21 protein-coding genes are annotated in these 17,631 nt (G+C 72.2%); 9 read left to right on the top strand and 12 right to left on the bottom strand.

Annotated features, from left to right (window positions below):
* Positions 1-16: 16 nt before the first annotated feature.
* On the bottom strand, positions 17-778 hold the full coding sequence (gene fabG, locus ACZ3I3_RS30110; RefSeq protein ID WP_020270157.1) for a 3-oxoacyl-ACP reductase FabG: 762 nt from the start codon (positions 776-778) through the stop codon (positions 17-19).
* A gap of 230 nt (positions 779-1,008) precedes the next feature.
* Here fabG and ACZ3I3_RS30105 point away from each other — a divergent pair, with 230 nt between their 5' ends.
* Entirely contained in the window at positions 1,009-1,467 is a 459-nt protein-coding gene (locus ACZ3I3_RS30105; RefSeq protein ID WP_467370225.1) for an excalibur calcium-binding protein, read from the top strand.
* 17 nt (positions 1,468-1,484) lie between these two features.
* Here the strand turns inward: ACZ3I3_RS30105 and ACZ3I3_RS30100 are convergent, their stop codons facing one another.
* A complete protein-coding gene (locus tag ACZ3I3_RS30100; RefSeq protein WP_467370224.1) occupies positions 1,485-1,898 on the bottom strand; it encodes a DUF3037 domain-containing protein in 414 nt (137 codons plus the stop codon).
* Positions 1,895-2,650, bottom strand: a complete 756-nt coding sequence (locus ACZ3I3_RS30095; protein WP_467370223.1) for a HipA family kinase — start codon at positions 2,648-2,650, stop codon at positions 1,895-1,897. The genes ACZ3I3_RS30100 and ACZ3I3_RS30095 overlap by 4 nt, the downstream gene beginning before the upstream one ends.
* A 196-nt stretch (positions 2,651-2,846) precedes the next feature.
* Between ACZ3I3_RS30095 and ACZ3I3_RS30090 the strand changes: the two genes are divergently transcribed.
* Positions 2,847-3,308, top strand: coding sequence for a Rieske (2Fe-2S) protein (locus ACZ3I3_RS30090; RefSeq protein WP_467370221.1), 462 nt, complete (start codon positions 2,847-2,849; stop codon positions 3,306-3,308).
* Here the strand turns inward: ACZ3I3_RS30090 and ACZ3I3_RS30085 are convergent.
* Complete coding sequence (locus ACZ3I3_RS30085) at positions 3,295-3,945, bottom strand: cysteine hydrolase family protein (protein WP_467370220.1); 651 nt, start codon at positions 3,943-3,945, stop codon at positions 3,295-3,297. The genes ACZ3I3_RS30090 and ACZ3I3_RS30085 overlap by 14 nt on opposite strands.
* A 140-nt stretch (positions 3,946-4,085) precedes the next feature.
* On the opposite strand from ACZ3I3_RS30085, the gene ACZ3I3_RS30080 reads away from it, so the two are divergent.
* The gene (locus ACZ3I3_RS30080; RefSeq protein ID WP_467370218.1) at positions 4,086-4,556 is read left to right on the top strand and encodes a pyridoxamine 5'-phosphate oxidase family protein; all 471 of its coding nucleotides are present in this window, start codon (positions 4,086-4,088) and stop codon (positions 4,554-4,556) included.
* A gap of 15 nt (positions 4,557-4,571) precedes the next feature.
* Here ACZ3I3_RS30080 and ACZ3I3_RS30075 read toward each other — a convergent pair whose 3' ends face one another.
* On the bottom strand, positions 4,572-5,474 hold the full coding sequence (locus ACZ3I3_RS30075) for a LysR family transcriptional regulator (protein ID WP_436727707.1): 903 nt from the start codon (positions 5,472-5,474) through the stop codon (positions 4,572-4,574).
* A 75-nt stretch (positions 5,475-5,549) separates the two neighbouring features.
* Between ACZ3I3_RS30075 and ACZ3I3_RS30070 the strand changes: the two genes are divergently transcribed.
* Positions 5,550-6,488, top strand: coding sequence for a DMT family transporter (locus ACZ3I3_RS30070; RefSeq protein ID WP_467370217.1), 939 nt, complete (start codon positions 5,550-5,552; stop codon positions 6,486-6,488).
* Between the two features lie 30 nt (positions 6,489-6,518).
* Here the strand turns inward: ACZ3I3_RS30070 and ACZ3I3_RS30065 are convergent, their stop codons facing one another.
* Positions 6,519-7,850 carry an aminotransferase class I/II-fold pyridoxal phosphate-dependent enzyme gene (locus ACZ3I3_RS30065; RefSeq protein WP_467370215.1) on the bottom strand — a complete coding sequence of 444 codons (1,332 nt, stop codon included), beginning with the start codon at positions 7,848-7,850 and terminating at the stop codon, positions 6,519-6,521.
* Positions 7,851-7,885: 35 nt separating this feature from the next.
* On the opposite strand from ACZ3I3_RS30065, the gene ACZ3I3_RS30060 reads away from it, so the two are divergent.
* Positions 7,886-8,569, top strand: coding sequence for a pyridoxamine 5'-phosphate oxidase family protein (locus ACZ3I3_RS30060; protein WP_467370213.1), 684 nt, complete (start codon positions 7,886-7,888; stop codon positions 8,567-8,569).
* A 45-nt stretch (positions 8,570-8,614) separates the two neighbouring features.
* Here the strand turns inward: ACZ3I3_RS30060 and ACZ3I3_RS30055 are convergent, their stop codons facing one another.
* From ACZ3I3_RS30055 to ACZ3I3_RS30045, 3 genes are all read right to left on the bottom strand, one after another.
* The gene (locus tag ACZ3I3_RS30055) at positions 8,615-9,562 is read right to left on the bottom strand and encodes a DMT family transporter (protein ID WP_467370212.1); all 948 of its coding nucleotides are present in this window, start codon (positions 9,560-9,562) and stop codon (positions 8,615-8,617) included.
* Between the two features lie 262 nt (positions 9,563-9,824).
* Positions 9,825-10,838, bottom strand: a complete 1,014-nt coding sequence (locus ACZ3I3_RS30050; RefSeq protein ID WP_467370374.1) for an EamA family transporter — start codon at positions 10,836-10,838, stop codon at positions 9,825-9,827.
* An 86-nt stretch (positions 10,839-10,924) separates the two neighbouring features.
* Positions 10,925-11,509, bottom strand: a complete 585-nt coding sequence (locus ACZ3I3_RS30045; RefSeq protein WP_467370211.1) for a Clp protease N-terminal domain-containing protein — start codon at positions 11,507-11,509, stop codon at positions 10,925-10,927.
* Between the two features lie 223 nt (positions 11,510-11,732).
* Between ACZ3I3_RS30045 and ACZ3I3_RS30040 the strand changes: the two genes are divergently transcribed.
* Positions 11,733-12,161 carry a type II toxin-antitoxin system Rv0910 family toxin gene (locus ACZ3I3_RS30040; RefSeq protein ID WP_467370209.1) on the top strand — a complete coding sequence of 143 codons (429 nt, stop codon included), beginning with the start codon at positions 11,733-11,735 and terminating at the stop codon, positions 12,159-12,161.
* An 82-nt stretch (positions 12,162-12,243) separates the two neighbouring features.
* Here the strand turns inward: ACZ3I3_RS30040 and ACZ3I3_RS30035 are convergent, their stop codons facing one another.
* Positions 12,244-12,873 (bottom strand): PadR family transcriptional regulator, encoded by a 630-nt coding sequence (locus tag ACZ3I3_RS30035; RefSeq protein WP_467370208.1) that lies wholly within the window; start codon positions 12,871-12,873, stop codon positions 12,244-12,246.
* Positions 12,874-12,973: 100 nt separating this feature from the next.
* Here ACZ3I3_RS30035 and ACZ3I3_RS30030 point away from each other — a divergent pair, with 100 nt between their 5' ends.
* Complete coding sequence (locus tag ACZ3I3_RS30030) at positions 12,974-13,945, top strand: S66 peptidase family protein (protein ID WP_467370207.1); 972 nt, start codon at positions 12,974-12,976, stop codon at positions 13,943-13,945.
* Between the two features lie 114 nt (positions 13,946-14,059).
* On the opposite strand, the gene ACZ3I3_RS30025 is transcribed toward ACZ3I3_RS30030, so the two are convergent.
* A complete protein-coding gene (locus ACZ3I3_RS30025; RefSeq protein WP_467370205.1) occupies positions 14,060-14,515 on the bottom strand; it encodes a winged helix-turn-helix transcriptional regulator in 456 nt (151 codons plus the stop codon).
* 87 nt (positions 14,516-14,602) lie between these two features.
* Here ACZ3I3_RS30025 and ACZ3I3_RS30020 point away from each other — a divergent pair, with 87 nt between their 5' ends.
* Positions 14,603-15,799: an MFS transporter gene (locus ACZ3I3_RS30020; protein WP_467370204.1), complete on the top strand. Its 1,197-nt coding sequence runs from the start codon at positions 14,603-14,605 to the stop codon at positions 15,797-15,799.
* 63 nt (positions 15,800-15,862) lie between these two features.
* Positions 15,863-16,681: a PhzF family phenazine biosynthesis protein gene (locus ACZ3I3_RS30015; RefSeq protein ID WP_467370202.1), complete on the top strand. Its 819-nt coding sequence runs from the start codon at positions 15,863-15,865 to the stop codon at positions 16,679-16,681.
* 18 nt (positions 16,682-16,699) lie between these two features.
* On the opposite strand, the gene ACZ3I3_RS30010 is transcribed toward ACZ3I3_RS30015, so the two are convergent.
* On the bottom strand, positions 16,700-17,503 hold the full coding sequence (locus ACZ3I3_RS30010) for a CPBP family intramembrane glutamic endopeptidase (RefSeq protein WP_467370373.1): 804 nt from the start codon (positions 17,501-17,503) through the stop codon (positions 16,700-16,702).
* Positions 17,504-17,631 lie beyond the last annotated feature (128 nt).

Here is a 17,631-nt window from a genome sequence, read left to right as displayed (position 1 = left end):
TGAGCTCCTGTGATCCCTAGTCGAGCGGTCCGCCGGCCACGTACAGGACCTGGCCGGAGACAAACCCGGCCGCCTCGCCCGTGAAGAAGGCGATGGCGTTGGCGATGTCCTCCGGCTCGCCGACGCGCGCCACCGGGATCTGGGTGGCGGCGGCGGCCTTGAAGTCCTCGAAGCCCATGCCGACGCGGTCGGCGGTGGCCTTGGTCATCTCGGTGGCGATGAAGCCGGGAGCGACGGAGTTGGCGGTGACGCCGAACTTGCCGAGCTCCTTGGCGAGGGTCTTGGTGAAGCCCTGGAGGCCGGCCTTGGCGGCCGAGTAGTTGACCTGCCCGCGGTTGCCCAGCGCCGAGGACGACGACAGGTTGACGATCCGGCCGAAGCCCGCGTCCACCATGTGCTTCTGGCAGGCCTTGGACATCAGGAAGGCGCCGCGCAGGTGCACGTTCATGACGGTGTCCCAGTCGGAGACGCTCATCTTGAACAGCAGGTTGTCGCGCAGCACGCCGGCGTTGTTGACCAGGATGGTCGGCGCGCCGAGCTCCTCGGCGATCCGCGCGACGGCCGCCTCGACCTGCGCCTCGTCCGAGACGTCGCAGCCGACCGCGATGGCCTTGCCTCCGGCGGCGGTGATCTTCTCGACGGTGTCCTTGCAGGCCGCCTCGTCGAGGTCGAGCACGGCGACCGCGCGGCCCTCGGCGGCCAGCCGTACGGCGGTGGCGGCGCCGATCCCGCGCGCGGCACCGGTGACGACGGCGACCCGCTGCTCAGTGGTGGACATGGCTGCTTCTCCTCAGGTGAGCGACCGCTTAGTACCTTCAGTGGGTGTGACGCTAGAAGCCCTGGCACCCGGTGTCAACGGGCACGCTCGCGGTGTGATCCATTACCCGGACCCACCCTGCCCGACGGCGCCCTGCGGAACACCCGATCGGCCCACGGCCGCGCGCCGCGGTGTCGCTGCGCGCCTAGCGTCGGAGAGCGAGTCACTCGGGTCCGAAAGGGAGGCACTCCATGCGCCGTCGTACCGGTGTCATAGGCACGCTGTTCGCGATCGCCGCGATCGTGCCGTTGGCCGGCCCCGCTCACTCCCGGCAGGACCTGGACTGCCGCGACTTCTCCTTCCAGGAGGACGCGCAGGCCGTCTTCGACGCGGATCCGAGTGATCCCAACAGGCTCGACGAGGACCAGGGCCCGGACGACGGCATCGCGTGTGAGGCCTTGGCCCGCCGCGGTGTCATTTCCCCGACCACCTCCCCCACCACCTCCCCCAGCGTCTCCGTCAGTCCCTCCGTCAGTCCCTCCGCTCCCGTGACCGTCACTCCCACCGGTGCCCCGACGCGAGGCGCGCGAGGCGGGCTCGGGGGTGCGGTGGCTTCCGGGCCGAGCGACTGGGACGTCGCCGTCGGCCTGGTCTTCGCGGCGGGTGCCGCCCTCGCCGCCGGTTACGCGGTGAAGCGCCGCCGGCGCTGACGGCCGGGGCGCGGCGGTCATCTCACCAGCAGGTCCAGCAAACGGTCGGTCTCCGCCGCCGGGTCCGTGGTCAGGCCGGTGTGGACGGGGCCGGGCTGGACGATCGTGGAGCGCGGGGCGACGAGCCAGCGGAAGCGGCGGCCCGGGTCGTCGGAGGCCGCCTGGCCGGCCGCTGCCCCGCCCGCGCATACTCCCTCCACGGCCCTCAGGGCGGCTCGGACCCCGGCCACGTCGGCGCGGGGGTCGAGGGCCAGCAGGCGGGCCTCGTCGAGGTGGGTGCGGGCGCCGACGTAGGACTCGGCACGGCAGTAGACGAGCACTCCGGCGTTGATGCACTCGCCGCGCTCGACGCGCGGGACGACGCGCAGGACGGCGTACTCGTAGATCTGGCGGTCACGCGGCCCGCCCTTGATGATGTGGCGGTCGCTCACTTGACCCCCTGGATGCGGTCGTGGATGACGGCGGCCCGGGCGAGCAGGGGTCGCGCGTAGGCCTGTCTCAGGTCGTCCGGCGTGTCGAAGCCGGGCTCGCCCGTCAGCCAGGCGTCCGGGATCTGCGCGGTGACGTCGGCGAGCAGTTCCTCGGTGACCCGGGGCGCCAACTCGGCCGCGGCGGCGGCGACATCGGGTGCGAAGGGCGCGAGGGCATGGTCGGAGGCGTCGTACGGGCGGGCCGCGGAGGTCTGCGCGCCGGGCCAGTTGTGGTGCCAGATCATGGTCGCCCCGTGGTCGACGAGCCACAGCTCGCCCCGCCACATCAGCAGGTTGGGGTTGCGCCAGGACCGGTCGACGTTGTTGACCAGCGCGTCGAACCAGACGATCCGCCCGGCCTCCGCGGGACCGACCGGGAAGGCGAGCGGGTCGAAGCCGAGCGCGCCGGAGAGGAAGTCCATGCCGAGGTTGGTGCCGCCGCTGGACCGGAGCAGGCTCTGCACCTCCTGGTCGGGTTCGCCGAGCCCCAGCTCCGCGTCGAGCTCGACCGTGACCAGGCGCGGCACGCGCAGCCCCAGCCGGCGGGCGAGTTCCCCGCAGACCACCTCGGCGACGAGCGTCTTGCGTCCCTGTCCCGCGCCGGTGAACTTCAGGACGTACGTCCCGAAGTCGTCGGCCTCGACGAGTCCCGGCAGCGAACCGCCCTCACGCAGGGGCGTGATGAAACGGGTCGCGATCACTTCCTTGAGCATCGCCCCAGGTTACTGACGCACACGGGCCTGCGGGCGCCGGCCTCGCTGGGGCGGCTCGGAACCCGACAGCGAACTGACAGCCCCGCTTTACCCACACCGCTCCGCGCACAGGTCAGGATTTCGGCACCGTCTGAACAGCCGGTCCCCAGGGGCCGTACCTCTCGGCAGATCAGGAATCCCCGGAAGGAACGTCAGCATGACCAGCGAATCAGTTCAGCCGAAGTCGGGACCGAGCCGCCGTACGATCGTGGCGGCGGCGGGCGCGGCAGGGCTCACCGTGGCGCTGACGGCGTGCGGATCGGAGGACAAGGCGTCCGATCCGTCCACCGAACAGGGCGCCGGCGGCGGCGCGACGAACGAGGGAGCCGGTGGTGCGGCGCTCGCCAAGACCTCCGAGATCCCCGAGGGCAGCGGCAAGATCTTCAAGGACGAGAAGGTCGTGGTCTCGCAGCCGGCGGCGGGCGACTACAAGGCCTTCTCGACGCTCTGCACCCACCGCGACTGCCCGATGGTGGACCTCAAGGACGACATCATCTCCTGCACCTGCCACGGCAGTCGGTTCTCCGTGCTCGACGGGAGCGTGAAGAAGGGGCCTGCGGTCGAACCGCTGGCGGCCAAGCAGATCAGCGTGAACGGCGACTCCATCACCCTCGCTTGAGCCCTCGCGGGCGCTCCAGACACGCCAGCACCTCGTCCGTGGTCGCGACCGTGGCGACCAACGCGAGAGTGTGGCGGATCACCGCGCGGGTGTAGTCGGACGGCACTCCGGCGATGGCGTCCGCCGGGACGACGGCGGTGTAGCCGCGGTTCACGGCGTCGAACACGGCATTGGGAACGGCCACGTTGGCCGAGACCCCGGTGACGATCAGCGTGCGGCAGCCGAGGTTGCGCAGCAGCGGGTCGGCATCGGTGCCCTGGAGGGGCGACAGCCCGTGCAGGCGCCGTACGACGAGGTCTTCCTCGGCGACCTCGATCGGGGCCGCGACCCGCACCGCCGGCGTGCCGGACACCTGCTGGACGGGCAGACGTTCGGCGGCCCGGAACAGAGGGGCGTTGCGGCTGGCCCCGCGGCCGTCGGGGCGGCGCTCGGCGATGGCGTGGACGACCTGGACACCGCCTGCGTGGGCGGCGGCCACCAGCCGGGCGACGTTGGCGAGCACCCCGCCCTCGCGTGCCTGCTCGGCGAGTTCGGGCAGTGCGCTGCCCTCTCCGACGACGCCCTCCTGGCACTCGACGGTGAGCAGCACGGTGGTCCGCGGATCGAGGAGTTCGCTGAGCTCTGCGTACGCGGGCACGGTCCCTCCTGGGCGCCGGCGGCTGGGCGCGCGAGCGTAGCCACCATTGCGCACGGAGGGAAGAGAACCCATTCTTTTCTGACGTGATGTCAGAGGATCTCCTCTGACACGACGTGAGAGAAGAAGGAAAGAGGGGGAGCATGACCGTCACTCAGCAGCGCCGGGGCCGGAAGATCATGATGACGCCTGGCGAGCTGGACGATTTCCTCACCACGCAGCGCACCTGCCGGGTCGCCACGGTGTCGGCCGACGGCGCCCCGCATGTGAGCACGCTGTGGTTCGCCTGGGACGGCATCTCGATGTGGCTGTACTCGGTCGTGCGCAGCAAACGGTGGACCGACCTGCGGCGCGATCCGCGGGTGGCGATCGTGGTCGACACCGGCGAGGAGTACGACGAGCTGCGCGGCGTCGAGCTGTCGGGCACCGTCGAGTTCGTGGGCGAGATCCCGCGCACCGGCGAGCTGCGCGCCGAACTGGACGTCCCGGAGACGTTGTTCGCCAGGAAGAACTTCCGCCTGGAGGAGATGCCGCACGACGGCCGGCACGCCTGGATACGTCTGACGCCGCAGAAGATCGTCTCCTGGGACTTCCGCAAGCTTTCGGCGCAGTAGCGCCGCGGCCCGGGTTCAGCCGAGGCTCTCCCCCGCCGCCTGGAGGGCCTTGACCGCGGCCCGGATCGACGGACGGCGGTCGGCGTCCGCGCGCCAGACCACGTACACATGCCGCCGGACCCGCTGTCTGACGGGGACGGTCACGACCCCGGCGGGCACGGGACGGCGGCCGAGCAGTGGGGCGACGCACACGCCGAGGCCGGCGGCGACCAGCGCGAGCTGGGTGTGGGTCTCGGCGGCGCGGTGGCCGATGAGCGGCTCGATGCCCTTCGAGCGGAGCGTGAACATCAGCCACTCGTGGCAGAACTCCCCCTCGCCCCAGGTGATCCACTCGTCGTCGGCGAACTCGGCGAGATCCACCTCGTCCCGCCCGGCGAGCCGGTGGTCGGCGGGCAGGGCGACATCGGCGGGGTCGTCCATGATCGACGCCTTGACCAGCCCGTCGGGCAGCGCCATCGGCTTGTTGTACCAGTCGAGCACCACGGCGAGGTCGAGGTCGCCGCGCACCACCCCGGCGAGGGCTGCTTCCGGTTCCAGCTCGCAGGAGCGCAGCCGGAGCGCGGGATGCCGCTCGCGCAACTCGGGCAGCGCGAGCGGGAACAGGCCGCGGGCGGCCGTCGGGAACGCCGAGAGTCTCAGCTCGCCGACGACCTGCCCGCGCTGCGCCTCCAGGTCGGACTGGGCGAGTTCGACCTGGGAGAGGATGCGCGCGGCGTGTTCGGCGAGCAGCCGGCCCGCGTCGGTGAGCCGCACGCCCCGGCCGTTCTTGGCGAGGAGCCGCTGGCCGACCTCCCGCTCCAGCTTGGACATCTGCTGGGAGACGGCGGACGTCGTGATGTGCAGCCCCTCGGCCGCGCCGCTGACCGAGCCGTGCCGGGCGAGGGCGTCGAGGGTACGCAGGCGCTCCAGGTTCAACATATAAGCAATGCTACGCAATACCGGGCTGGAAATCTCGATTGTGCTACGAGGTTCCGGCCCGGCATCGTGTTGTCCATGAGCACCGTCACCGCCCCCAGCCGGGTCGCCACCCCTTCGGGCGACCGCCCCCGTCGCCGCCTCGACTGGCGTCTGCGCTTCGCCGCCCTCTCCCTGATCTGGGGCTTCAGCTTCCTCCTCATCAAGGTGGGCACCGGGGGATACGCGCCGTTCCAGGTGACGCTCGGCCGGCTGGTGTTCGGTACGGCGGTGCTGGCCGCCGCGATGGCGGTGCGCCGGGAGCGACTGCCGCGCGGGGCGCGCACGTGGGGGCATCTGGCGGTGGCCGCGTTCCTGCTCAACGCCCTGCCGTTCTCGCTGTTCGCCTACGCCGAGCTGACCATCCCGTCCACGCTCGCGGGCATCTGCAACGCGACCTCGCCGTTGTGGGGCATGGCGCTGTCCCTGGTCGCCCTGTCGGAGGACCGTCCGACCCGGGTGCGGGTCGCCGGGCTCGGGCTCGGCTTCCTGGGAGTGCTCACGGTGCTGGGCGCCTGGCAGGGCTTCCACGGCCTGGACGCCACCGGCACGGCGCTGGCCCTGCTGGCCTCCCTGAGCTACCCGATCGGCTGGATCTACGTCCGCCGCACCCTGGCCGGTATCAGCCACTCGCACCTGTCGATGACGGGCGCGCAGTTGCTGCTCGCGACGGCCCAACTGGCCGTCGTCACCCCGCTGTTCACGACCCTGCCCACCAGCCTGTCCGTCGGCCCGCTGCTGGCGATCGCCGCCCTGGGCGCACTGGGCACGGGCCTCGCCGTCCTCCTCCAGTACGGCCTGGTCGCCGAGGTCGGACCGACGACCGCCCAGATGGTCACGTACTTCATCCCGGTCATCGCCACGGCCGCGGGCGTCGCCCTCCTCGGCGAGTCGCTCACCTGGTCGACACCGGTCGGCGCGGTGATCGTCCTGATCGGCGCGGCCCTTACACAGGTACGGCCGAAACCTCGGGCGTGAGGGAGCCCCGCCCACCGGGGCCGGGAAGCCTCAGACGTAACTCCGTGCCGGAGCCGGTCCCAGGGCCGAGGCGATCGCGTCGGCCAGAGGCTCGATCTCGCTCTCGGTGAGCGTCGAGACGGTGACCCGGATGCCGGGCGGTGCGCTCAGCCGGAAGCGGGCGCCGGGGGCGACGGCCCAGCCGGCGTGCAGCAGCCGGGCGACGGCGCCGGTCTCGTCCGGCACGGGCACCCACACGTTCATACCGCTGCGCCCGTGCGCCACGACACCGCGCCGGCCGAGCGCGCCGATCAGCGCCTCCCGGCGCACCCCGTACGCCGCCGCCACCGCGCGTGTGTCCACCGCCCCGTCGGCCCACAGCCGCGCCAGCGCCCGCTGCATCAGCCGGCTCGCCCAGCCGGGCCCGAGCCGCTGCCGGCCGCGGACCCGGTCGACGGTGACGGCGTCCCCGGTGAGCAGGGCGAGGCGCAGATCGGGTCCGTAGGCCTTGGCGGCCGAGCGCACGAACGCCCAGTGGCGGGTGGCGCCGGCCAGGGGATGCAGGGGCACGTCGACGATGCCGTGGCCGTGGTCGTCCTCGATGAGGAGGGTCTCCGGGTGCTCCCGGAGCACGGACCGCAGGGCACGCGCGCGCGGGGCGCTCACCGCGGCGCCGGTCGGGTTCTGCGCCCGGTCCGTGACGATCAGCGCCCGTGCCCCGGCCTGAAGCGCCCGCCGTACGTCGTCGGCCCGGGGTCCCTCGTCGTCGACCCCGACGGGTACGGTCCTGAGCCCGAGCGCCGGCACCAGGTCGAGGGTGCGGCCCCAGCCGGGGTCCTCCACGGCGACGGTGTCCCCGGGCTTGAGGTGGGCCGCGAGCACCCGTTCGACTCCGTCGAGTGCCCCGGAGAGCACGGCGAGCGGCCCGTCCGGCACCCCGTCGGCGGCGAGACCGGCGCGGGCGAGCCGGGCCAGCTCCGGCTCCAGCGGATCGGCCCCGTACAGCACGGGCGCGCGGTCGCCCTCGGCGGCTGCCGCCGCGAACGCCCCGGCGAGCGGCGGCAGCAGGGCCGGATCCGGATTGCCGTTCGACACGTCGCGCACGCCCTCGGGGACGTCCACCCTGATGTGGTCCCGCCCGGTCGTCGCGGGCGCGGGCCGCACCCGGCTGCCTCGCCGGCCCGCGGTCTCGATGACCCCGCGCTCGCGCAGGGTCCGGTACGCGGCCGCGACCGTGTTCGGGTTCACCCCCAGATGCTCCGCCAACTCCCGCATGGGCGGCAGCAATTGACCTGGTGACAGCTCACCGCTCCCCACCGCCCGCTCGATGCTCGCGGAAATGTCCGCTGCGCGACGCCCGCTGATCCGATACTCTCCTAGCACAAAGCCAAGTATGCACTAATACAATGGAGACGCCAATGCAGGGGACCACGCAGACGCCGTCGCAGCCCGCCGCCTACACCCCGACCGACCGCACCGTCCCCACCCGCTCGCCGGACCGGGCCTCGTACGACAAGGACCTGGTGCACTCGATACTCGACGAGGCCTACGTCTGCCATCTGGGCTTCGTCCGCGACGGCGCGCCGGTCGTGCTGCCCACGCTGTACGCCCGGGTCGGCGAGCGGCTCTATGTGCACGGCTCGACGGGCTCGCGCCCGCTGCGGGAGGCCGGCCAGGCCGACCCGGGTCTCCCGGTCTGCCTGACCGTCACGCACGTCGACGGGCTGGTCCTGGCCCGCTCGGCCTTCCACCACTCGATCAACTACCGCTCCGTGGTGGTGCACGGCGTCGCCCATGACGTGACGGACCCCGAGGAGAAGCGGCAGGCCCTCGACGCCCTGGTCGACCACGTCGTACCGGGCCGCTCCGCCGACTCACGGCCGGCCAACAAGAAGGAGCTGGCCGCCACCGCGGTGCTCCGCCTGGACCTGGACGAGGTCTCGGCCAAGCTCCGCACCGGCGGCGCGAACGACGAACCCGAGGACCTCGCCCTGCCCCACTGGGCCGGCGTCGTCCCGCTGCGCAAGGGCTACGACGCCCCGGTCGCCAACCCCGACCTGGCCCCCGGCACCGAACTGCCCGACTACCTGACGGCACGGTGATGTCGGGCCGGTGATGTCGGGCCGGTGTCCGAGAGCCCGGTGATGTCACACCGGCATCACCGGCTCCCTGGTCCTGGCACCCCGCGCCTCCCCCACCGCGAGCCCCACGACCGAGCCCAGCATCAGCACGGTGCCGGCCAGCGTCGCCACCGTGAGGTGCTCACCGAGCAGGACGACGGCGAGCACCGCCGCGCTCACCGGCTCCAGCAGCATGATCACCGAGACGGTGGCCGACCGTACGACGGCCGCGCCCGCGAAGTAGAGGCCGTAGGCGAGGGCCGTGGGGACGGCGGCGACGTACGCCAGCAGGACCAGGACCCGGCCGGGTTCCTCGGTGTGCGGCAGCAGCCCCTCGGCCAGGGCGAACGGCAACAGGCACACGCTCGTGACGGCGAACGCCCCGACGGTCGTCCGGGAGGCGTCGGCCTCGCCGTCGCGGCCCCACCGGCGGGTGAGCAGCGTCATCAGGCTGTACCCGGCCGCCGACACGAGCGCGAGCAGCACACCCCACGGGCGCACGGTCGCGTCCCCGCCGCCGAGGACGAGGACCGCGAGTCCGGCGAGGGCACCCACGACGGCGGCGGTTCCGCCCCGGCCGAGGCGCTCGGCGAGCATCAGCCGGGCGCCGAGCGCGATCAGCACAGGCCCGGCGCCGAGGGTGACGACCGTGGCAACAGCAAGGCCGGTGGCGGAGACGGCCGCGAAGTAGGCCGTCTGGAACACCGCGAGCCCGAGTCCGGTGACCCCCACCCTCAGCGCCCGGCGGCCGAGCGGCCCGCGTGCAGCGGCCCGGGCGCGCGGCCGGACGAGGCGGACGGCGAGCAGCAGCGCGAGACCGGCGGCGCAGCGCCAGAAGGAGAGGGCTACGGGCCCCATGTCGCTGGCCCGGTAGACCAGTGACGCGGCCGCGCCCGCGGTGCCCCAGGCGGCACCGGCGACGATCAGATAGAGGAGGCCTCGCCCGACGGGCAGGCCGGAGGAAGTGTTCGACACGTGTTCTCTCCGCAGACGCGCACGGCACGCCGCGCGCGATCGGCGGCGGCTGGTGCGCGGAAGTTCGGGAAGGACCCCGGATCAGTCGGATCTGCGGATCAGTCGGATCTGCGGATCACGTCGGATCAGCGGGGTCCACGGACTTCGTCTGCGGGCAGCACCGTTCGGCCCGGCGGTGACATGCCGGGCGCGGTTTCCGGAGGGCCCGCCTCAGGCGGCCGGAGGCGGAAGAACGAGTGCGTTCGAAGGCATGATCGGCACCTTATGCGGCCGTTCCGGGCCGGGACAACTTCCTTTCCGGGCCGCCGCTCGCCACCGGCTGTCCGGACCCCTTGGCGGGCGTCGAGGACTGCGCGATGAACGCGCCCACCAGCACGATCACGCCACCGGCGAGCTGCGGTGCCGACAGGTGCTCGCCGAGCAGGATCCAGGCCAGGACCGTGGCGATGACCGCTTCGAGACAGGCCACGACACCGGCGACCTGCGGGGAGAGCCGGCGCACGGCGAGCACGCCGGTCACGTACGCGACGACCGTGGCGACGAGGACGATCCAGGCCAGCAGGGCGACCGCGGAGACGGGCGAGCCGTCCATGCGCGCGGTGCCGGTGAGCACGGACCAGTCCAGGCTCCAGGGCCGGGCGACGACGGTCAGTACGGCCGCGCCGACGAGCAGGCCGTAGGCGATGACGCCGAGCGGGTCGGGCGCCTCGTCCCCGGCGTCGCTGCCCTGGTCGGAGAGGACGAAGTAACCGACCTGGCAGCAGGCCGCGCCCAGGGCGAGCAACAGCCCCAGGGCGTCGAAGCGGAGCCCCGACCACACCTCGACGACACACGCGAGCCCGCCGACCGCGAGGACGACACCGACCGCCGCCGCGCGCGTCACGGGCCGCCGCTGCACGAACCGCACCCAGCCCAGCACGAGGGCGGGCGCCAGGTACTCGATGAGCAGCGCCACTCCGACGGGGATACGGGAGAGCGAGGCGAAGTAGAAGGCCTGGACGCCGGCGACGGCCAGCAGCCCGAACCCGGCGAGCAGTCCGGGGCGACGGCGCAGCAACGCGCGATGGCGCACCGCGAGCGGCAGCATCACCAGGGCCGCCCCGGTCACGCGCAGCCACACCACGTGCAGGGGATCCAGGCCCGCCTCGATCAGCGGCTTGGCCGCGACACCGGATCCGCCGAAGGCGACCGCGGACAGGAGCGCGAGGCCGAGCCCGACGCCCTTGCCGTGCCTGCTGGGGTTGCTGTGGCTGCTGTCAGACGTACGCACCGGCACATGATGGCAGGCCATGACAGGAGCGTCACCCCCTATGGCACCTGTCTCACTGCCTGGACGGGGCGAGCGGCTCCGCGAAGGCCCGGTCAGTAACCGGCTTCGCCACCTCGGACGCACTCCTCGGACGCGCACTCCTGGGGCCGGCCGGTCCGGCCGTCGATCCGTGCGTCGATCCGTGCGAGCACCGCGTGCGGGTCGATCCCGGCGCGTCGGAGCACCTCGACCGCGCGCGCCTGCGGGTCGACGACGATCGCCGCGAGCAGATCGACTCCCCGGGCCGGACCGCCGTGCCGCGCGGCGCGTTCGCAGGCGTACTCCATCGAGGCCGCGGCCAGCGGCGAGAAGCCCGCGGTCTCCGTGACGACGGGGACGGCACCGGAGTCCTCGACGCCGTTCTGCCAGCGCAGGCCGTAGCCGATGCTGCGCTGGACGAGGTAGCCGAGCAGCCGCGCGATCTGCGGCCCCTCGCCGAAGACGGCACGCGCCTGCGGGTCGGACTCCAGCAGCGAGTGGAGCAGATGGGCCGTGTCGATCTGCCGGTCCGCATCCCTGACCGCTCTGCGGCGGGCACCGGTGACCACCGATGCCAGCTCGTCACTGAGCCTGGCATCGCGCTCCGCGCGGTGGATGCCGTGCTCATGGGCCGACTGGCGGGGGATACGGGGTTGCACATCCTCCACCCCATCAGTCCCGGACGCCCGGGTCATCCCCGGAGGGGAGCATTCTCGCGTCCCACGGGAAGTGGACATCGTCGGCCGGAATCTCCTCCTTGCGGAGGACATCAGGCTCTTTCGCACTGCGATCGCAGCACACCTGACAGTTCGTCAGTATTGAACATTGCGACCGTCGCGGCTACGTTCCGCGACATCCAGCCCGACGTGAAGAGGTGGTCGCATGGCCGAAGTCAGCGCGGAGGCACGCATCGGGGCGCCGGCCGAGAAGGTGTGGGCCAGGCTCACGGACTGGTCCTCGTACGGCGAGTGGAACGCGACCCACACGAGTTTCCCGGAGGGCGGCCCCGACCCCCTCGACGTGGGCGCGACGTTCCGGGAGAACATGCGGCTCATGAACTTCCCGGCCGAGGTGGAGTGGACCGTCGAGGCACTGGAACCGGCCAGGGTGCTCGCCATCCGCGGCAAGGGCCCGATGGGCGTGACCGTGGCGACGCGCTACACCCTCACACCCGACGGCGACGCGACGACGGTCCGCATCGACGGCGAGTTCACGGGCGCGACGGTGTCACTGATGGCGGGCAAGCTCAGGGACTCGGCCACGGCCGCCCTGAACGAGTCGCTGCGCAGGCTGGACGGGCTGATGGCCTGACACACCCCGGGCGGGCGGTCCGGCGCAAGCGGAAGCGCCCCGTGGATCACTCCACGGGGCGCCTGCGCCGAGCACCTGATCGTCAGTCCTCGTCGGCGAGGATCAGATACAGCTTCTTGCGGGCTTCGTTGATGACGCCGAGCGCCTTCTCCCGCTGCTCCTTGCTGCCGGTCTTCCAGACCTGCCCGAAGGCCTCCATGAGACCGAAGCCGGCCTGGCGGATCTCCCCGAGAGCCTCCCAGTCGACCCCGCGGGAGGCCTCCTCCCAGGGAGCCTCGGGCCCTTCTTCGACCGCGGCGCGACCCGCCTCGGTGAGCGAGAACAGCTTCTTGCCGCCCTCGGACTCACTCGTGATCAGACCCTCGTCCTCCAGCAGCTGCAGGGTGGGGTACACCGAGCCGGGGCTGGGCTTCCACGCCCCGCCGCTGCGCTCGGCGATCTCCTGGATCATCTCGTAGCCGTGCATCGGCCGGTCCTTGAGCAGGGCCAGGATCGAAGCCCGCACGTCACCGCGCCGCGCCCTCCCCCTCGGCCCACCGCGCCCTCGTCCGCCCCAAGGTCCGGGGCCGAAGCCCGGACCACCGGGCCCTCCCCAGCCGGGACCGCCCGGCCCGAAGGGCCCGAAGGCGGAACGCAGCGCCTCGAAACCACCCCGGCCGCCGTGACGGGGTCCGCCGTGGCCATGCCCGTGCTCGAATCCGTGAGTATGCATCGCAAACACTCTCCATTCCATCGTTGATCTGTCGCGACGCCTCAACGATATATCGGTAGTGTTCGGATGGCAAGGCCGCTTCGGGCGCCCTCGGGCCCTCGTGCCCGGAGACCTTGTCGTCGTCGCGGCGCTGTCCGGGCCGCTCGATGCCACATACGCGCCCGATCTCAAGCGGGCGGTGGCCGAGATCGAACGGATGGGGTTCCGTGTGCGTCTCGCGCCGCTCCTCGAAGCCGGACGGCACCGCTGGTGGAGCGCGGCGCGGCCGGACGAGATCGCCAAGGAGCTCAACGATCTGCTGCGTGACCCCGAAGTGCGCGTGATCGTCGCGCACGACGGTGGCCAGACGGTGTTCGGATACCTCGACCTCTTCGACGCGATCAGGGCCGACCCCAAGCCGATCCTCGGCTACAGCGACATCTCCCTGCTGCACCTGGTGCTCTACGCGCGCACGGGTCTCGTCGGGTTCCATGCCGACGTGGCCACGCCCGGTCTCGGAGGGCACTGGCAAAGAGCGTCCGCGGCCCGCCGGGAAGAGCTGGGGAAGCTGTACTCGACGCTGCTGACCGACACGGAGCCGATCGGTGCGCTGCCCGCCGGTCCGTCATGGGAGTGCTGGCGTGCCGGGCGTGCCGAAGGTCCGCTGATCGGCGGGGTCATCAACCGCATCGTGCTGGCGCAGGCGACGCCTTTCGCGCTGCCGCTCGAATGCTTCGACGGCGCGATGCTGTTCTGGGAGGAGGTGGGCGGCCACGCCTCGCACGTGTGGAGCTATCTGCAGATACTGCGGCACAGCGGGATTCTCGATCGGATCTCCGGCATGGTCGTGGGCGTTCCGGAGGCGATCGACGGACTCGGCTCGCCCGACGGCTCTCCGACTCTGGCCGAGATCGTCCTCGACGTCCTCGGTGACCGCGACATCCCGGTCCTGGGCAACGTCGAGGTCGGGCACGCAGGCCCGAATCTGCCGATGCCTGTCGGCATCCGCGTCGCCCTTGACGCGGAAGAGAGGACGTTGTCGCTGCTCGAACCGGCAGTCCGTGCCGCCCATGGCGACGGGACCGGTCGGTGAGCCGGTAACACTTCATGGAGCACCAGCGCCGGTCCTTGCCGTCGGGCTAGTCCGACCAACTGTTGAGGAGTCATGTTCGGGCCCGGCCAGGTAAATCCAGGTCAGGCAAAGCCGTCAGACCTTCCGCACCTGGGTCGTGTCGACGCCGAGGACCGTGCCGTCGGCGCCGGTCGGGACGATCTCCGGCACGGGGGTGCCGTGTTGGTCGACCAGCGTGGAGTGAGCCTCGCCGGGAGCGAAGGCGTGACGTTCTCCCCACTGCCGCAGGGTGACGATCACCGGGAAGAGGTCACGGCCGGCGTCGGTGAGGACGTATTCCCGGCGGCGGCCCGAGGGTGCGGTGCGCTGCGCGAGGACCCCGTGAGCGGTGAGCTTGCGCAGGCGGTCCGTGAGGATGTTGCGGGCGATGCCCGTCCGCCGCTGGAACTCGGTGAACGATCGCGCCCCGTCCATCGCGTCGCGAACGACGAGCAGGCTCCACCTGTCGCCGACGAGATCGAGCGTCCGGGCGACGGGGCAGTCGCGGTCGGTCCAGTCGGGGGCCGGGTCCAGCGCGGCGGTGCGCTGCATGACACCTCCCAATGAGTTGCGGATCGAAACCATTCTGCCGTACGTTCAAATCAGTTGCAATCTGCTACTGATTGGAGTGGGAGCACGATGGACGTGTGGCGGCGGTCGCTGCTCGCGGTGGTGTGTGGTGTGGCCGTGGCGAGCATCTACGCCGCGCAGCCGGTTCTGGAGCCGATGGGACGCGACCTCGGTGTGCCGGCGGAACTCACCGGGTGGATCGTCGCGGCAGGCCAGCTCGGCTATCTGGCGGGGCTGGTGCTGCTGGTGCCGCTGGGCGATGTGGCCGACAGGCGCCGGCTCATCGCCGTGCAGCTGGCGATCACCGCTGTGGGCATGACCGTCACGGCCTCGGCGTCAGCCGCCTGGGTGGCGTTCGCGGGGCTCACGGCGGCTGGGGTGTTCGCGGTCGTGGTGCAGACCACGGTGGCCTACGCCGCGTCGCTCTCACCGCCTGCCGAACGCGGCCGGAACATCGGCGTCGTGACCTCGGGCGTCGTGGTCGGCATCCTCGGGGCGCGGGTCGTCACCGGCACACTCGCCGAGATGTGGGGCTGGCGGAGCGTCTACGCGATGCTCGCGGTGCTGTGCCTCGGGCTCGCGGCTCTGGTCCTCGTGGCCCTGCCGTCCGAGGAGCGCCTCGCCCCACCCGCGGGGTACACGCGGGCCGTCACCTCACTCGGCGGACTGTTCGGGCAGCGGGTCTTCCTCACCCGCGGGCTCATCGCCTTCTTCCTGTTCGCATCGTTCGGGTCCCTGTGGAGCGGGCTGTCCCTGCCGCTGGCGGACGCGCCGTGGCAGCTGAGCGAGAGCCGGATCGGACTGTTCGGCCTCGCCGGACTCGCCGGCGCGCTCGGTGCGGCCCGCGCGGGACGGTGGGCGGATGCCGGGCGGGCGGCCCCGGTCACCGGTCTCGCGCTCGCCCTGCTCATCCTGTCGTGGGCGGCGATCGGGCAACTGCCGTGGTCGCTGTGGCTCCTCGTCGCCGGAATCGTGGCTCTCGACTTCGCGGTCCAGGCCGTGCACGTGAGCAACCAGCACGTGCTCACCACCGCGTATCCCGACCGCGTCAGCAGCGTCATCGGCGGCTACATGGTCTTCTACTCCCTCGGCTCCGCCTTCGGCGCGGCCGCGACCACCGCCGCCTTCACCGCCTACGGCTGGGCGGGCTCCAGCCTCCTCGGGGCGGGATGCGCGGCCTGCGCCCTGGCCGTACGGGCGGCCGACAGGCGACTGCTCCGCGTCGGCCTCGGTGAGCGCCCGGCGAGAGGAGAGGCTCGTGAGTGAATCGGTCCAGGGCTCGCCGATTGGCCTTGGTCCGCTGCTGCGGCGAGCCCCTAGCGTTCGGGCATGCGGATTCGAATCGTCGACGCCTTCACCGATCGCCCCTTCTCCGGCAACCCGGCCGGGGTCGTCCTCCTGAACGACGCGGACGCCTTCCCGGACGACACCTGGCTCCAGAACGTCGCACTGGAGGTCAACCACGCCGAGACGGCCTTCGCCCATCCCCTCCCGGAGGGCGGCGAGGCCGACTGGGCGCTGCGCTGGTTCACCCCGGCCACCGAGGTCGCGATGTGCGGCCACGCGACCCTGGCCACCGCCCACGTCCTGCACACCACCGGCACCCACGAGGGCTCGGTACGGTTCGCCACCCGCAGCGGCGTCCTCGCCGCCACGCCCGCCGAGGGCGGCTCCGTCACGCTCGACTTCCCGACCGCGCCGCTCACCCGGATCGACCCGCCGGACGGCCTCGCCGAGTCGCTGGGCACCGGGCCGCTCACGGTCCTCGACACCGGCCCGGACATCGGCGACCTGCTGGTCGAGGTCGCCGACGAGAAGACGGTGCGCGGCCTCGCCCCCGACCTCAAGGCCCTCGCCGCCCAGTCCGAGCGCGGCGTCATCGCCACGGCGCGCGCGGACGACCCCGGCCAGGGCTACGACTTCGTCTCGCGCTGCTTCTTCCCGAACGTCGGCATCGACGAGGACCCGGTGACCGGCAGCGCCCACACCGCGCTCGCCCCGTTCTGGTCCGAGCGTCTCGGCAGCCCCCGCCTCACCGGCCTCCAGGCCTCGCCCCGCTCCGGCCGCGTCCGCACGGAGCTGCGCGGCGACCGCACCCTGCTGTCCGGCAGGGCGGTCACCGTCATCGAGGGCGAGCTGCTGGCCTGAGGCAAAACCCCCCGTCTCTTACGCCGTCGGCAGCCAGCCGACCTTGCCCGCCAGCAGGGCGTACCCCACGAAGGCACCGATGTCGAGCAACGAGTGGGCCACCACCAGCGGGCCCACCCGGCCCCAGCGTCGGTACAGGTAGACGAACACCACGCCCATGACCATGTTGCCGATGAAACCGCCGATGCCCTGGTAGAGGTGGTACGAGCCGCGCAGGACCGAGCTGCCCACCAGCGCGGCCACCGGTGTCCAGCCCAGCCGGCCGAGGCGGCGCAGCAGGTAGCCGACGACGATCACTTCCTCCAGCACCGCGTTCTGGATCGCCGAGAGGATCAGCACCGGGTACTTCCACCACACGTCCGGCAACGCCTCGGGCACCACGGTGAGGTTGAAGCCGAGGCCGCGGGCGGCCAGGTAGAAGGCGATCCCGGTGCTGCCGATGACCGCCGCGATCGCCGCCCCGCGGCCGAGGTCGGGCCAGGGGCGGGTGCGGTCGAATCCGATGGTGCGCAGGCCCGCGCCCTCGCGCAGCAGGAAGTGCGCGACGAGCACGACGGGCACGAGGGCCGTGGTGATCCCGAAGAGCTGCCAGGCCAGGTCGAGCCAGGGACGGCCGGGCGCGGCCGAGGCGTTCATCGTGGCCGCCTGGTCCTTCAGCCCGCCGGGCTTGGTGACCGAGCCGATGAAGCTGATCAGGGCGGAGACTCCGCTCGCCCCCAGCGAGAGCGCCAGCACGAGCAGCGTCTCGTTGCGGAGCATCCGCCGCGAGAGCCGCTGCTGGGGAATGGAATCGTCGGCCACCGGGCTCGCCTCCGCCTGCACACCTGCCTCCACTTCACCGACCTGTCGGATCAGTATGAGGGCAGCGGGACATCGGCCGGGCGCCGCATCAGCTCCACGGCACGGGCCCCGGCAGACGCAGCGGCACCGTGCACCTCGCAACCCGACGG

The sequence above is a fragment of the Streptomyces sp. NPDC016851 genome, from assembly GCF_055562795.1.
Note: the sequence above shows the minus strand (reverse complement) of the source record. Positions and strands in the feature narration are given on the sequence as shown.

What these genes read in the sequence shown, in the direction of transcription:
- fabG (WP_020270157.1), bottom strand. Translation starts at nt 778, where the DNA reads ATGTCCACCACTGAGCAGCGGGTCGCCGTCGTCACCGGTGCCGCGCGC.
- ACZ3I3_RS30105 (WP_467370225.1), top strand. Translation starts at nt 1,009, where the DNA reads ATGCGCCGTCGTACCGGTGTCATAGGCACGCTGTTCGCGATCGCCGCG.
- ACZ3I3_RS30095 (WP_467370223.1), bottom strand. Translation starts at nt 2,650, where the DNA reads ATGCTCAAGGAAGTGATCGCGACCCGTTTCATCACGCCCCTGCGTGAG.
- ACZ3I3_RS30090 (WP_467370221.1), top strand. Translation starts at nt 2,847, where the DNA reads ATGACCAGCGAATCAGTTCAGCCGAAGTCGGGACCGAGCCGCCGTACG.
- ACZ3I3_RS30080 (WP_467370218.1), top strand. Translation starts at nt 4,086, where the DNA reads ATGACCGTCACTCAGCAGCGCCGGGGCCGGAAGATCATGATGACGCCT.
- ACZ3I3_RS30075 (WP_436727707.1), bottom strand. Translation starts at nt 5,474, where the DNA reads ATGTTGAACCTGGAGCGCCTGCGTACCCTCGACGCCCTCGCCCGGCAC.
- ACZ3I3_RS30070 (WP_467370217.1), top strand. Translation starts at nt 5,550, where the DNA reads ATGAGCACCGTCACCGCCCCCAGCCGGGTCGCCACCCCTTCGGGCGAC.
- ACZ3I3_RS30060 (WP_467370213.1), top strand. Translation starts at nt 7,886, where the DNA reads ATGCAGGGGACCACGCAGACGCCGTCGCAGCCCGCCGCCTACACCCCG.
- ACZ3I3_RS30040 (WP_467370209.1), top strand. Translation starts at nt 11,733, where the DNA reads ATGGCCGAAGTCAGCGCGGAGGCACGCATCGGGGCGCCGGCCGAGAAG.
- ACZ3I3_RS30035 (WP_467370208.1), bottom strand. Translation starts at nt 12,873, where the DNA reads ATGCATACTCACGGATTCGAGCACGGGCATGGCCACGGCGGACCCCGT.
- ACZ3I3_RS30025 (WP_467370205.1), bottom strand. Translation starts at nt 14,515, where the DNA reads ATGCAGCGCACCGCCGCGCTGGACCCGGCCCCCGACTGGACCGACCGC.
- ACZ3I3_RS30020 (WP_467370204.1), top strand. Translation starts at nt 14,603, where the DNA reads ATGGACGTGTGGCGGCGGTCGCTGCTCGCGGTGGTGTGTGGTGTGGCC.
- ACZ3I3_RS30015 (WP_467370202.1), top strand. Translation starts at nt 15,863, where the DNA reads ATGCGGATTCGAATCGTCGACGCCTTCACCGATCGCCCCTTCTCCGGC.